Consider the following 13,102-nt stretch of genomic DNA (forward strand, 5'->3'; position numbering starts at 1 on the left):
CATCTCCAAGCTTGCAGATGAAACAACCAATTCTAATATTACTGCGCGCCTAGACAGATGGGGCACGCTGCAATGTTTGAATACCGTCAGCACCGGCCAATATGGCTGTATGCGCCAGATTCAGAAACAATCCATGCTCCACCACGCCGGGAATGGCATGCAAAGCATTGGACAACGCTCTTGTATCCGGAATGCGGCCAAAAGATGCATCCAGGATCAAATGTCCACCGTCCGTTACAAATGGCTCTGTAACAAATGCATCGCCTCCCGTCACCCTTAATGTAAGGGCGCCCGACAGACCCAACCCCGCAGCCGCCCGCTCGATCGCCAGCTTTGTCGCGGCCAGTCCGAAGCGATTGACTTCGATGGGCAGCGGAAAAGCGCCGAGCACATCGACGAACTTTGAAGCATCGGCAATTACGATCATCCGGCTTGAAGCTGCGGCAACGATCTTTTCACGCAGCAGCGCCCCTCCGCCACCTTTGATAAGGGTGAGCTGTGCATCAATCTCGTCGGCACCATCAATGGTAAGGTCAAGCTGCGGCGTTTCTTCAAGCGTTGACAAGGGCACAGAAAGCTCGCGGCAAAGCGCTGCTGTCCGTTCCGAGGTGGGCACGCCAATGACAGATATTCCCTCCTCGACTTTCTTTGCCAAAAGGCGAACAAACTCTTCTGCCGTCGATCCCGTGCCAATACCAAGACGCATGCCATCCTCGACGTAGGTCAATGCCGCAGCGGCAGCTTCGATCTTCAGTGTTCTCGGATCCATAGGTGATGCGTCCTCTTGCAGCTTTGACATGCCATCTTTTTGCATTGACATTGGGCTCCCTAACACGTCAGTCAAAAGGGTCAAGACCAGTGGTGATCGAAAAGGGATGCGAATGTTTGAATCAGACCGCTGGCCTTTTGATTTTGGCCGGTTTGACACCCACAAAGCGATTGCAGGAATAAGATGTCTCAACCCATTATAGTATTCGACCTTGATGGAACGCTGGTAGATACAGCTCCTGATCTTCTCGACAGTCTCAATCATTGTCTGAATGCAGCAGGAATGCAAAAAATCGACCCAGTGGCGCTGCGCCGCTATGTCGGCCAGGGCGGCCGCGTCATGATCGAGCGTGCTTTTGAGGCACAGCAAAAACTCTTGAGCCCGGAACAACTCGACTGGCTTCTCGGTCTTTTTATCGAGCATTATAGTGCAAATATGCCAGGACACTCCGCGCTTTATGAAGGCGTTGCACAGGCAATGGACGAGCTTGCCAATGCCGGTTACCTCCTTGCTATTTGCACGAATAAGTTTGAAGGTTTGGCCGTATCGCTGCTGGGCCACCTTGGAGAGACATCCCGTTTCGCCGCCATTACCGGTGGTGATACGTTTGCCTTCAGAAAACCCGATCCACGGCATCTCATTGAGACAATCCGGCTGGCAGGCGGAGACGTCGACAGAGCCGTGATGGTGGGCGACAGTCATACGGACATCAACACAGCCAAAGCAGCCGGAATTCCGGTGATCGCAGTTGATTTCGGCTATTCCGATATGCCGGTTGCGACTTACGATCCCAGCCGCATCATTTCACATTATCGCGAGTTGAGCGTCGAGATGACCGGGAATTTGATTGCTGCCGTGAACGCATAGGCCAGAGGAAGGAACAAAACATCGCGATGCGCGTTTCTGTTGTAGAATGATGCCGACAAAATTGGTTCGTCATTAGAACGAAGTGTTTGATACTTCGGGAAACTCTGGAGGAACGATGAAAAAGCTCACTTCAATTCTGACAGCAATGGCCATGTCGGTCGGTATGCTATCGGCGGGTGCCGTTCCGGCAATTTCCGCACCGCTTGCGCCTGTCGCTATCGAAACCAGCAATGCGAATGTGCAAACCGTGCGTGATCGCAGAACCATTTTTTACAACAAGCATCAACAATATATGAGCCGTGGTGATCGCTGGCGCGGCGACAGGCATTGGCGCGGCGATCGTGGCTGGCGAGGAGATCGCGGCTGGAGAGGCGACAGATATTGGCGCGGCCATCGCGGTTGGCGTCATCATCGTCCAGGATATCGTTATTATGACGGCGCATGGTTCCCGCTGGCCGCCTTTGGCACGGGCGTGATTGTTGGCAGCACTGTTAATCGCCCGGCATATCGTGGCGTCCGTTCGCATACTCAATGGTGCTATGACCGATATCGTTCATATCGTGCGTCGGACAACACATATCAGCCCAATTACGGTCCGCGCCGCCAGTGCAACTCACCCTATTAAGGTGGTGTGACTCGATTCTTTGGCCCGACTATCACAGCCGGGCCCATTTCTAGTTAGCCGACATCAATGAAATGCCTTCATATTAGACGAAGGCTTTTTGCTCTTGCCCATAAGATATCATAGCTGCCTAGTTTTTAGACCCTCTTATCCGTGGCGGATGTTAACGGAGGAATGTGCTTGCATTTTTCCCCGAACGCGCTTGAATGTCAGTTGTATAAAAGGGGATTTGAGTGAAGCCATTTGACGAGATGATCAAGACCGGCGACGAGGTCCGTCCGCCATATGACCAGCTGAAAAGCTGGCTCGATACGCAAAATCCAGGCCGACTGGCGCAAAAAGCACTCGACGCTGAGAATGTTTTTCGTAAAACCGGTATTACTTTCGCCGTCTATGGCGACGAAGAGGCTGCCGAGCGGCTTATTCCTTTCGACATTATCCCGCGCATTATAACAGGCAATGAATGGCGACGCCTTTCCCAAGGTATCGAACAGCGCGTGATGGCTCTTAACGCCTTTCTTGATGACATTTATCACCGTCAGGAAATCATCCGCGCCGGGCGCATACCCCGCGAATTGTTTACACATAATGATGCTTATCTGCCGGAAATGGTCGGATTCCGCCCACCGGGCAATGTCTATACCCATATTATAGGCGTCGATATCGTCCGCACGGCCGAAAACCAGTTCTATGTGCTTGAAGACAACGCGCGAACCCCTTCCGGCGTGTCATACATGCTGGAAAATCGCGAAACAATGATGCAGCTCTTTCCGGAACTGTTTCAGCAGATCAAGGTTCGTCCGGTAGAGACCTATCCGAAAATGCTGCGGCAGTCCCTGGCGGCTGTGGCACCGCCCGGATGCAACGGCACACCGACAATCGCGGTTCTGACACCCGGCATCTATAATTCCGCCTATTTCGAACACGCGTTCCTGGCCGATCAGATGGGTGTGGAACTGGTCGAGGGTGGCGACCTGAAGGTCGAAAATGGCAAGGTCGTCATGCGCACGACCGAAGGCAACCGCGCCATCGACGTATTGTATCGCCGCGTGGATGATTCCTATCTCGACCCCCTCACCTTCCGCCGCGACTCGGCGCTTGGCGTTGCCGGTATCATGGATGTGTATCGGTCAGGCAACATCACCATAGCCAATGCGCCGGGAACCGGGATTGCTGACGACAAGGCGCTTTATTCCTACATGCCGGAAATCGTCGAATTCTACACCGGGCGAAAGGCAATACTGGAAAACGTCCCGACCCATCGTTGTTCCGAACCGGACACGCTGAAATATGTCCTCGAAAATCTCAGCGAACTTGTGGTCAAGGAAGTGCATGGTTCCGGCGGCTATGGAATGCTGGTCGGACCGGCTGCCTCCAAAAAAGAGTGCGAGGATTTTGCACTCAAATTGAAGGCCAACCCCAAAAATTACATCGCCCAGCCAACATTGGCGCTATCGACCACACCGATCATGACGGAAAAAGGTCTCGCGCCACGCCACGTGGATTTGCGGCCTTTCGTGCTCGTTTCGGACCGTATCCGCATCACACCCGGCGGGTTGACACGCGTGGCGTTGAAGGAAGGCTCGCTGGTGGTCAACTCAAGTCAGGGAGGCGGCACAAAGGACACATGGGTATTGGACGATTAGGTTCAAGCGACTGCCGATAATTGCGGAAATAAGGGTCATCCATAAGGCCCCCGATGAATAAAAGAGGGATTTTATTAGAAAATGCTACTTGGGCGCACCGCAAACGGTCTTTACTGGATGTTTCGCTATATAGAGCGGGCAGAAAACATGGCTCGGTTGATCGATGCCGGGTTGCGCATGGCGCTGACCAAAACATCCGATGCACCCGAAGAATGGTCATCCGTATTGATGAGCGCCGGTGTGAAGATCGGTTACGACAACAAGTACAAGGAATATAACGCCAGCCTCGTTTCGGATTTTCTCCTGCGTGATCCGAGCAATCCCTCAAGTGTCATGTCCTGCGTCGAAACAGCCCGCTCAAATGCGCGCATGGTGCGTACCGCTTTGACCCGCGAAGCCTGGGAAAGCGTCAATGAAACCTGGATGGTGTTGAAGTCGACCTTGGCCTCAGCAGTTCCCGAAACAGACTTGCCACGCGTTCTCGACCAGATCAAACGTGAAACAGCAATCATTCGCGGCGCTTTTCATGGCACGATGCTGCGCAACGAGATTTTCAATTTCGCTCGGATAGGCACCTTTATTGAGCGGGCCGACAATACGGCGCGAATTCTCGACGTAAAATATTATGTGCTCCTGCCATCGATTTCCTATGTCGGTACAACGCTGGACAATTTTCAGTGGGAGTCCATTTTGCGGTCGGTTTCCGCCCATCGCTCCTATCGCTGGGTCTATGATATCGAATATAGCCCTGTGAATATTGCTGATTATCTGATCCTTAATTCACGCATGCCCCGTTCGCTGAATTTCTGCTATTCCAATATAGTCGACAATCTTAAACATCTGGCGATTGATTATGGTGCCCGGCACGAATGCCACGATATGGCAGAGGGCATCATGACGCGTCTTGAGAACAATGATATCCGCACGATCTTCGACAATGGATTGCATGAATTCCTGAGCGATCTCATCTATCAAACAACTGGCTTGAGCAGTAAAATTGCTAAAGCCTACAATTTTGATTGAAACCCATGCTTTTGAACATCCAGCATAATTCCCACTACCGCTACGATGCGCCCGTTCACTATGCCATTCAGCGGTTACGCCTTCATCCGCAAAGCTCTCCGGGTCAGAAAGTCATCGACTGGACAGTAACCGTGGACGGCGCAACCCAGGAAGCAAATTACCGCGACGGCTATGGCAACCGGACCATGTTGATCAGTGTTGACCGGGGAACAGAAGAACTCGTGATCCGCGCCGCAGGACATGTTGAAACAGAAGACAGGAGCGGCGTTCTCGGCAAGGTCTACAATTTCATGCCGACCTGGCTCTATGAGCGCGAAACTGAATTGACGGCGGCTGGTGAGGCGATCAAGGATCTGGCAGCGGGATTGCCGGCAAAATCGGACAGGCTGGAAATATTGCATGAGTTGATGGGAGCATTGAACCGCAAGCTGGTTTATACGCCCAACTCAACCACCATCAACACAACCGCCGAAGAGGCGCTTCGACTTGGGACCGGGGTCTGCCAGGATCATACCCATGTATTTTTGTCAGCTGCCAGACTTTTGGGTATACCTGCCCGCTATGTCTCCGGCTATCTTATGATGAACAATACGATTGAACAGACCGCCAGCCATGCCTGGGCGGAAGCACATATAGATGGGCTGGGATGGGTGGGCTTCGACGCCGCTAACGACCTTTGTCCTAACGAGACCTATGTCCGCATCGCCTGCGGGCTAGATTATCGGGAAGCAGCGCCTGTTTCCGGAATACGCTTTGGACCATCAATTGAATCACTTGCCGTCGAGGTCAATGTAGAGCAGTAATCGCTTTATATTTCGAACTTGGGATTCGCTATGACTTATTGCGTCGGGCTCAAACTGGACCGTGGGCTTGTGTTTATGTCTGACACAAGAACCAATGCGGGCGTCGACAACATTTCGACATTCAAGAAAATGTACACTTGGGCCAAAACGGGCGACCGGGTGATTACCCTTTTATCGGCCGGCAATCTAGCAACCACGCAGGCCGTCATCAGCATTCTCAACGAGCGGACGAAAACGCCCTCTGAACGCTCGCCTTCAATTTACGAGATGCCTTCGATGTTTCAGACAGCAAGGCTGGTCGGAGACACGATTCGCGATGTGATCCACCAAGTGGATAGTGGCGGTCAGCGGGCCGATTCTTTTGGAGCTTCGATTATTCTTGGTGGTCAGATAAAGGGCGGCGACCCTCGGCTTTTCCTTATTTATCCTGAGGGAAACTTTATTGAATCGACGCAGGACACGCCATTCTTCCAAATTGGCGAACATAAATATGGTAAGCCGATCATCGTGCGGTCTTACGATCCCGCGATGACTTTCGAGGAAGCGACAAAGCTATTGCTGGTTTCATTTGATTCTACGTTGAAATCGAATCTGTCGGTTGGACTGCCGCTCGATCTGCAATTTTACGAATCAGACAGTTTCCGTCTCGGGTTTGAGAAGCGTATCGAGCGCAATGATCCCTATTACGAGATCGTCTCGGAAGGCTGGTCGCAGGCTTTGAAACTTGCGTTCCAGAGCCTGCCGCCCTTTGAAATCAAATCGCGCGATTAAATTCGCTCAGAGATTTGCTGTTTGAATGGTGTCAGCCTGACGGACGGCCTGTGTCTTGAGAATAGCCTTTTGAAGATAGGCGTCGCGCTCATAGACGTCGTCATAATAATGAATTTGCCCAGTCGCCGCATCCGGCCAAGCTGTGAAGTAGGAGACGTAAACCGGAAGCTGTGATTTCACCTTCACATTACGCTCGTTCTTGCCGAAATACTGGTTCAACTCCTCCACAGGCATTTCAAGCACTGCAGCTGCCATATCGCGTGGACGCTCCAAACGGATGCAACCATGGCTCAAAGCGCGCATATCCTTCTTAAAATAGGACTTTGCAGGCGTGTCATGCATGTAGATGTCATGGCTGTTGGGGAACAATATCTTCAACTCACCAAGAGCATTGTCCAGGCTTGGCTTCTGTCTGATGCCAACGCCGCCGCCGTTTGATGCAACCTGCCCCCAATTGACTGAACTTGATGGAACCACCCGGCCGGACTTGTCGTAGACTTCATAGCCGCTATTTTCGAGATAGGATGGATTGTTCAGGATTTTTGGCATCATCTCATTGAGAATGATGGAGCGTGGCACCCCCCAAGACGGGTTAAAAACCACCGTTTCAATCGTATCATTGAAGAAATAGGTCTGGTTCTTCGCAGACCCGACAACAACATTCATCGCCAATTTCTCAGCATTATCGTTGAAATATTGTGCGCGATATGCGGGCTGATTAATGAAGACATAGCGACTGCCAAAATCACGAGGCATCCAGCGCAAACGCTCCATCGAATAGAGAATCCGGTCGCGCTTGGACGCGCTGCTCTCGCCCTGAAGAGTTTTTATCGTGGCATTTCCAATAACGCCGTCCGCCTGTCGCCCCTGCGATTTTTGATAGTCCTTAACCGCCTCGACAAGACTTACATCATAGGTTTCAGCAGTTTCATTCGCCTGCAGAACCGCATCATGCTGAAGAAGATAATCCTTGGGTGCTTTTGCCCTGATGAGAGCAACCACATTCTTCAACTCGGCATTGCTTTCGCCAGGACGGATCAATGTGCCGGGCGCGATATGAATAGAAGGGCCAGCAGTGTCAGCTATGGCATGCAAATTCTGCTTAAGCTCGGCGTACCATTTATTTTGCGGCTCAAATCCCGCTAAGACGGCGCTCGCATCGCCAGCCGACGCAAGCTGATCGATAACGTTGCGCGGCTTTACATTGTCCGTATTCAGATCGTGAAATCCGCTCAGGCGATTAGGATTGATGCGGCCATCCCCCTGATCCATCGCATAACGAAGGGCGCGGGCGGACAGTGAAAGTTCGAACTCGGCAAGCTCCTTCAATCGAGCAGGAATATCGCTCCGCTCATAGTCATCTCCGGGTACTTTTACGACATAGTCCTGAGGATCAAGCCCGCTTTCCGCAGCCTTTGCGAACAAAGCAATAACGGCTTTGGCTTTCGGCGAAACATCATAGGATACAGTCCATATCGGGTTCTTACCGGATGCATAATAAGCGACAATTGCATCAGCAATGTCCTTTTCCGCTTTCACATGCGCTTCGCGAAGATGATCGATCTTCAAACCGAACTGGTCCATCTCCATGGATGGCGCAACACCGGTACCGACATGTGCGGAAGCTGTCAGTTGCGGGTCAATCTTCGTCAAATCGATCTGAACCAGCGCATCCGCTTTGTAGTCATAATTCTTGGGCGCAGTGACCGTTACACGCTTGATTGGCGCGCGTGACGCGGGCGCAGAATTCTGGTCTACGTTGACCCTTGGTTCTGGCGGCATGACAGGCTGTGATTGAACCCGGCGACCGGGGAACAGAAGCTCCATCAGATTATTGGCTGCCGAAGCTTGCGGCACGGCACTCGCCGTTGCCGACAACATTGCGGCCAGAAAGAGTGCTCGTTTTTTTGAGAAAGAAGTCATGGTGCTCGCCCAGCTGGAACAGTCTCGCCCGCAGTCAAAAGCGGGCTATCAATTTGGTGTCGTTCCAGTTTCGGCGCATCTTGTTTAGAATGTTTTAACAATGCTCCGCCGCCGGCAGATAATTCTCAGGCGACGCATTTTCGGCACTCACCCCGACTCAAAGATTAACGCGATTCACATCGAATTTCATTTTGATTCACTACACGACGAGTTGATCATAGGCATTCTTTTCCCAAACATGCAATAATGTCACAGTACAAGCGGTCGAAACATCGAATTGGGGGATACGATGATTGGAGTTTATCGCGTATTTTTAGTATGTCTTGGCGTTTTTTGTCTAAGTTGCTTCGGCGCAACAGCAAAATCAATGGATAGTAACCTTGGGAAAAGAAAACACCCAAACAACGGATACCAAATTCAGTCGACAAAATTTAAATCTGATTTTTCGCCAATTGCACGGAAAAGTGTTGCTTTTCCTTCCAAATATTCAGCCGGAACCATAGTCATACGAACCGGCGAACGGCGACTTTATCATGTGACAGCAGAAGGTCGCGCATTGGCTTATGGAATCGGTGTCGGCAAGACCGGCTTCACCTGGAGTGGAAGCAACAAAATTTCGCGCAAGGCCGAATGGCCAGGCTGGACGCCGCCAGCGCGCATGCGCGCCCGCGAAGCAAAGAAGGGACGCATCCTTCCCGCTTATATGCCCGGAGGGCCGAACAATCCTCTCGGCGCAAGAGCCCTGTATATTGGTTCGACAATCTATCGCATTCACGGAACCAACCAGCCGTGGACGATTGGTCACGCCATGTCATCGGGCTGCATAAGAATGGCGAATGATGACGTGAAACATCTCTATGCCAATGTCGGTGTCGGCACGCGTGTCGTCGTTCTGCGGTAGTTTATGAGTGTTTCCGGCTGACCGGATCGCGGCTAAGGCCTTTTTGCGTTAACTCGTCGAGATATGCCTGCCAGCGTGTGTCCTTATTCCGGCCAAGATCGATCAGATAGTCCCAGCTGAACAGGCCGGTGTCATGCATGTCGTCAAACGTGATTCGCACTGCGTAATTGCCAATAGGCTCCATCTTGGCAATCTCGACATTGATCTTGCCGGGGACGGTCACGCGCTGTTCGGGAGAATGCCCCTGCACCTCCGCAGATGGCGATGCCACGCGCAGCAATTCAGCGCTTAAATCATAACGCTCGCCATTATCGAATGTAACGACCAGCGACTTTCGATCCCTGCTGACGCGTAGTTCCTTTGGCCAAGCATCGGTCATTACTGATATCCCTGTTTTTATTTGGTGTAGGCGTTGTCGTTGATTGCTGCAAGCGCCAAGACGGCGCCTCTTAATTCCGCCGATCCTTATAAGCAAATGTGCGAAAACGTCTCAGCTATAAGGCATAGACGCCATTCGCAATAACTGGACAAGTCCTTGACGCCGCACTATCTCTGGGTGAGGAGGAAGCTCTTGAACCATTTGGCAACATTCGACCAGACGCCAACGCAGACAAGCATGATAGACCCTTTCGGGCGGACGATCAATTATCTGCGCGTGTCGGTAACGGATCGCTGTGATTTCCGCTGCACCTATTGCATGTCGGAACATATGACATTCCTACCGAAGAAAGAACTTCTGACGCTTGAAGAACTGGATCGTCTGTGCACTGCCTTTATCGAAAAAGGCGTGAAACGGCTAAGGCTCACGGGTGGTGAGCCATTGGTGCGCAAGAATATCATGCATCTTATCAGCGAGATCTCCCGACATTTGCGTTCAGGCGCTTTGGATGAACTGACGCTGACAACAAATGGCTCACAGCTCGCGCGGTTTGCGCATGAACTGGCTGACCTTGGGGTAAAACGCATCAATGTATCGCTGGATACGCTCGACGCTGCAAAGTTCAAGGCCATCACACGTTGGGGTGATCTTGGCCGAGTGATGGAGGGCATTGATGCTGCGCAGGACGCTGGAATCAAGGTCAAGCTGAATGCTGTCGCGCTCAAAGATTTCAACGATCTCGAAATTCCGCACATGATCCGCTGGGCACATGGACGCGGCATGGACTTGACACTTATCGAAACCATGCCAATGGGCGAAATTGATCTCGACCGAACGGACCAATATCTTCCCTTGTCGCTGCTCAGAACAAGGTTGCGGGAAGAATTCACGCTGAACGATATTCCTTACAAGACGGGTGGCCCTGCCCGTTATGTCGAAATTCCGGAAACGGGTGGTCGCGTCGGCTTCATCACGCCGATGACGCATAATTTCTGCGAAAGCTGCAATCGTGTTCGCCTGACTTGTACCGGGACACTTTATATGTGCCTCGGCCAGGAGGATGCAGCAGATTTGCGTGCTCCCTTGCGGGCATCAGAAGGCAACGAGCTCCTAAGCAACGCTATTGACGAAGCTATCGGCCGCAAACCGAAGGGCCATGACTTCATTATTGACCGCCGCCATAATCGCCCGGCAGTTTCCCGCCATATGAGCGTGACCGGCGGCTAAAATTCCAAAGATTCCGCATGCACAATATTGCTTTCGTTGATATATCAATGACAGCGATTCTGGAGGAGAATCGTCCTGCCCAGCGGAAGTAAAAAATCTTGGCGCTATCTCCTAATTTGCGCGGAAGTCTGCACATGGCTATCGGCATGGCGTGCTTCACTTTCAATGACGCGACAGTGAAATTTGTCGCCGAAGAAATGAACATGGGCCAGGTCATGCTGGTTCGCAGCACCATAGCGACAGTGTTAATCGTGGCTCTGGCTTGGTATCAGGGGATGCTGATCCCGATCCGGCAGGCGCTTCACAAGATGACGATATTGCGCGTTATTGGAGAAGTCGTTGGGACAATCACCTTCCTTATCGCACTCGTTCACATTCCGCTGGCGCTAACGTCCGCCATTCTTCAATCATTACCGCTTCTGGTCACACTCGGTGCGGCTTTGTTTTTCGGAGAACCCGTGGGTTGGCGTCGATGGGTCGCCATCATCATAGGCCTTGCTGGCGTTCTGATAATTGTTCGTCCCGGCCAGGAAGGAATGAGCCCCTATGTTCTGCTGATTGTGGTTACGGTGATTTTTGCGTCGTTACGAGACCTTGCAACCCGCAGAGTTCCCAAAACCATACCCGTGCTGATGATATCCGCTTTGACATCGGTCGGCGTTGGCGTCGCCGGTGCCGCGATGATTGTACCGCTGGGTGGCTGGACACCCATGTCGACCACAAATACGTTTCTGTTGATTCTTGCTGCCTGTTGCGTGATGGCAGCGTATCATTTTCTCATTCTTGCAATGCGCGAAGGTGAAATTTCGTTCGTTGCGCCGTTTCGTTATACGAGCCTTCTATGGGCAATCCTTCTTGGCTTCCTGTTTTTCGGTGATTTGCCCGATATGCCAATGATAATCGGCTCGATCATAGTTATTGGCAGCGGTCTATATACGCTTTATCGTGAGCAGATGGTGAGCCGCGCAAAGCCAGCAGCCACTGCGGCAGCGTCTTCACCCGACGGAGTCTGATCTTGAAAACAGCGGGTATCATTCTGGCGGGCGGACAATCGCGCCGCATGAATGGGTCTGACAAGGCTCTTCTACCCTTCGGCACGGGCAGACTGATCGACCATATTCACCAGCGTCTGGCACGCCAGCTACCGGTTCTAGCTCTCAACACCAATAATGATCCTGCGCATTTTCGCGATCTTGGCATTCCGATTATCCCGGATGAAATTGTCGGTTACGCCGGTCCCTTGGCCGGCATACTGGCGGGAATGGAATGGGCTTCAACCCATAGCGATGGTTTTTCGCATATTTTGACGGTTGCGACCGATACGCCTTTCTTCCCGGATGATCTTTGTGAAAAACTGAGTCAGCAAATCGCCGATGCACCAGATAGGATAGTGATTGCATCGTCGGCCGGACGGATTCACCCTGTTTTTGGCATATGGCCGATTTCATCACGTGGTGAACTCCGTGCATGGCTGGCTGATGACGAAAACCGCCGAGTGATGAGCTGGATCGCTGCGCACCCACACAAGAGCTTTGAGTTTCCGCTGACGACGACGCAAACAGACCAGACAATCGACCCCTTCTTCAACATAAATACGCAGGAAGATATTCTCGAAGCGCAAAAGCGATGGACGCCTTCAACATGACGACTCGCCTGTTCGGCATAACTGGCTGGAAAAATTCTGGGAAAACCACGCTGACAGTCAAGCTGGTTACAGAACTGACGCGGCGGGGCTGGAAAGTGTCGACGATCAAGCATGCGCATCACGATTTCGACATCGATAAGGAAGGCACAGACTCTTATCGCCACCGCAAAGCCGGGGCTGGCGAAGTTGCGATTGTCTCCGGTCGCCGTTGGGCGCTGATGCACGAATTGACGAATGAGGCTGAGCCGTCGCTGGCCACCATCGTGGAGCGACTCTCACCCTGCGACCTCATATTGATTGAGGGATATAAACGCGAGGGACACAAGAAGATCGAGACACGGCGTCAGGAAGGCCGCTCCGGCGAGCCCCTGACGGCAGGCGATCCGACAATCGTCGCTGTTGCCAGTGACCACGCCTTAAATGATGAAACCGTGCCGGTTTTTGAACTTGATGACGTTAATGGGCTCGCAGATATGATCGAACGTGAAACGGGACTTCGCGTTTGATGTGTTTGAATGTGTCTTTT

General features: G+C 52.1%; 14 protein-coding genes. 11 read left to right on the forward strand and 3 right to left on the reverse strand.

All coding sequences use genetic code 11. The features are described from left to right. Positions 1-49 precede the first annotated feature (49 nt). A complete protein-coding gene (rpiA, locus tag AC6CHM_RS05185; RefSeq protein WP_498172274.1) occupies positions 50-769 on the reverse strand; it encodes a ribose-5-phosphate isomerase RpiA in 720 nt (239 codons plus the stop codon). 183 nt (positions 770-952) lie between these two features. Here rpiA and AC6CHM_RS05190 point away from each other — a divergent pair, with 183 nt between their 5' ends. The 6 genes from AC6CHM_RS05190 to AC6CHM_RS05215 all read left to right on the forward strand — a co-directional run bounded on the left by AC6CHM_RS05190 (position 953) and on the right by AC6CHM_RS05215 (position 6,501). Continuing rightward, a complete protein-coding gene (locus AC6CHM_RS05190) occupies positions 953-1,636 on the forward strand; it encodes a phosphoglycolate phosphatase (protein WP_498172275.1) in 684 nt (227 codons plus the stop codon). A 115-nt stretch (positions 1,637-1,751) separates the two neighbouring features. Then, positions 1,752-2,261 (forward strand): BA14K family protein, encoded by a 510-nt coding sequence (locus AC6CHM_RS05195; protein ID WP_115052740.1) that lies wholly within the window; start codon positions 1,752-1,754, stop codon positions 2,259-2,261. A 230-nt stretch (positions 2,262-2,491) separates the two neighbouring features. Further along, entirely contained in the window at positions 2,492-3,904 is a 1,413-nt protein-coding gene (locus AC6CHM_RS05200) for a circularly permuted type 2 ATP-grasp protein (RefSeq protein WP_115052739.1), read from the forward strand. Positions 3,905-3,985: 81 nt separating this feature from the next. Beyond that, positions 3,986-4,927, forward strand: coding sequence for an alpha-E domain-containing protein (locus AC6CHM_RS05205; RefSeq protein WP_307285758.1), 942 nt, complete (start codon positions 3,986-3,988; stop codon positions 4,925-4,927). A gap of 5 nt (positions 4,928-4,932) precedes the next feature. Next, on the forward strand, positions 4,933-5,730 hold the full coding sequence (locus AC6CHM_RS05210; protein WP_115052737.1) for a transglutaminase family protein: 798 nt from the start codon (positions 4,933-4,935) through the stop codon (positions 5,728-5,730). A 30-nt stretch (positions 5,731-5,760) separates the two neighbouring features. Beyond that, positions 5,761-6,501: a proteasome-type protease gene (locus tag AC6CHM_RS05215; RefSeq protein WP_115052736.1), complete on the forward strand. Its 741-nt coding sequence runs from the start codon at positions 5,761-5,763 to the stop codon at positions 6,499-6,501. Between the two features lie 6 nt (positions 6,502-6,507). Here AC6CHM_RS05215 and AC6CHM_RS05220 read toward each other — a convergent pair whose 3' ends face one another. Then, a complete protein-coding gene (locus tag AC6CHM_RS05220) occupies positions 6,508-8,424 on the reverse strand; it encodes a L,D-transpeptidase family protein (RefSeq protein WP_498172277.1) in 1,917 nt (638 codons plus the stop codon). 289 nt (positions 8,425-8,713) lie between these two features. On the opposite strand from AC6CHM_RS05220, the gene AC6CHM_RS05225 reads away from it, so the two are divergent. Next, positions 8,714-9,325: a L,D-transpeptidase family protein gene (locus AC6CHM_RS05225; RefSeq protein WP_115052734.1), complete on the forward strand. Its 612-nt coding sequence runs from the start codon at positions 8,714-8,716 to the stop codon at positions 9,323-9,325. Position 9,326: 1 nt separating this feature from the next. On the opposite strand, the gene AC6CHM_RS05230 is transcribed toward AC6CHM_RS05225, so the two are convergent. Further along, complete coding sequence (locus tag AC6CHM_RS05230) at positions 9,327-9,704, reverse strand: gamma-butyrobetaine hydroxylase family protein (protein ID WP_498172278.1); 378 nt, start codon at positions 9,702-9,704, stop codon at positions 9,327-9,329. A 237-nt stretch (positions 9,705-9,941) separates the two neighbouring features. Here AC6CHM_RS05230 and moaA point away from each other — a divergent pair, with 237 nt between their 5' ends. The 4 genes from moaA to mobB all read left to right on the forward strand — a co-directional run bounded on the left by moaA (position 9,942) and on the right by mobB (position 13,082). Then, the gene (moaA, locus tag AC6CHM_RS05235; RefSeq protein ID WP_307286592.1) at positions 9,942-10,931 is read left to right on the forward strand and encodes a GTP 3',8-cyclase MoaA; all 990 of its coding nucleotides are present in this window, start codon (positions 9,942-9,944) and stop codon (positions 10,929-10,931) included. 134 nt (positions 10,932-11,065) lie between these two features. Further along, positions 11,066-11,944, forward strand: coding sequence for a DMT family transporter (locus AC6CHM_RS05240; RefSeq protein WP_115052731.1), 879 nt, complete (start codon positions 11,066-11,068; stop codon positions 11,942-11,944). Between the two features lie 2 nt (positions 11,945-11,946). Continuing rightward, entirely contained in the window at positions 11,947-12,576 is a 630-nt protein-coding gene (gene mobA, locus AC6CHM_RS05245) for a molybdenum cofactor guanylyltransferase MobA (RefSeq protein ID WP_498172279.1), read from the forward strand. Further along, positions 12,573-13,082, forward strand: a complete 510-nt coding sequence (gene mobB / locus AC6CHM_RS05250; protein ID WP_498172281.1) for a molybdopterin-guanine dinucleotide biosynthesis protein B — start codon at positions 12,573-12,575, stop codon at positions 13,080-13,082. Before mobA ends, mobB begins: the two co-directional genes overlap by 4 nt. The last annotated feature ends 20 nt before the right edge of the window (positions 13,083-13,102 follow it).

Source organism: Phyllobacterium sp. GQ127, assembly GCF_059758635.1.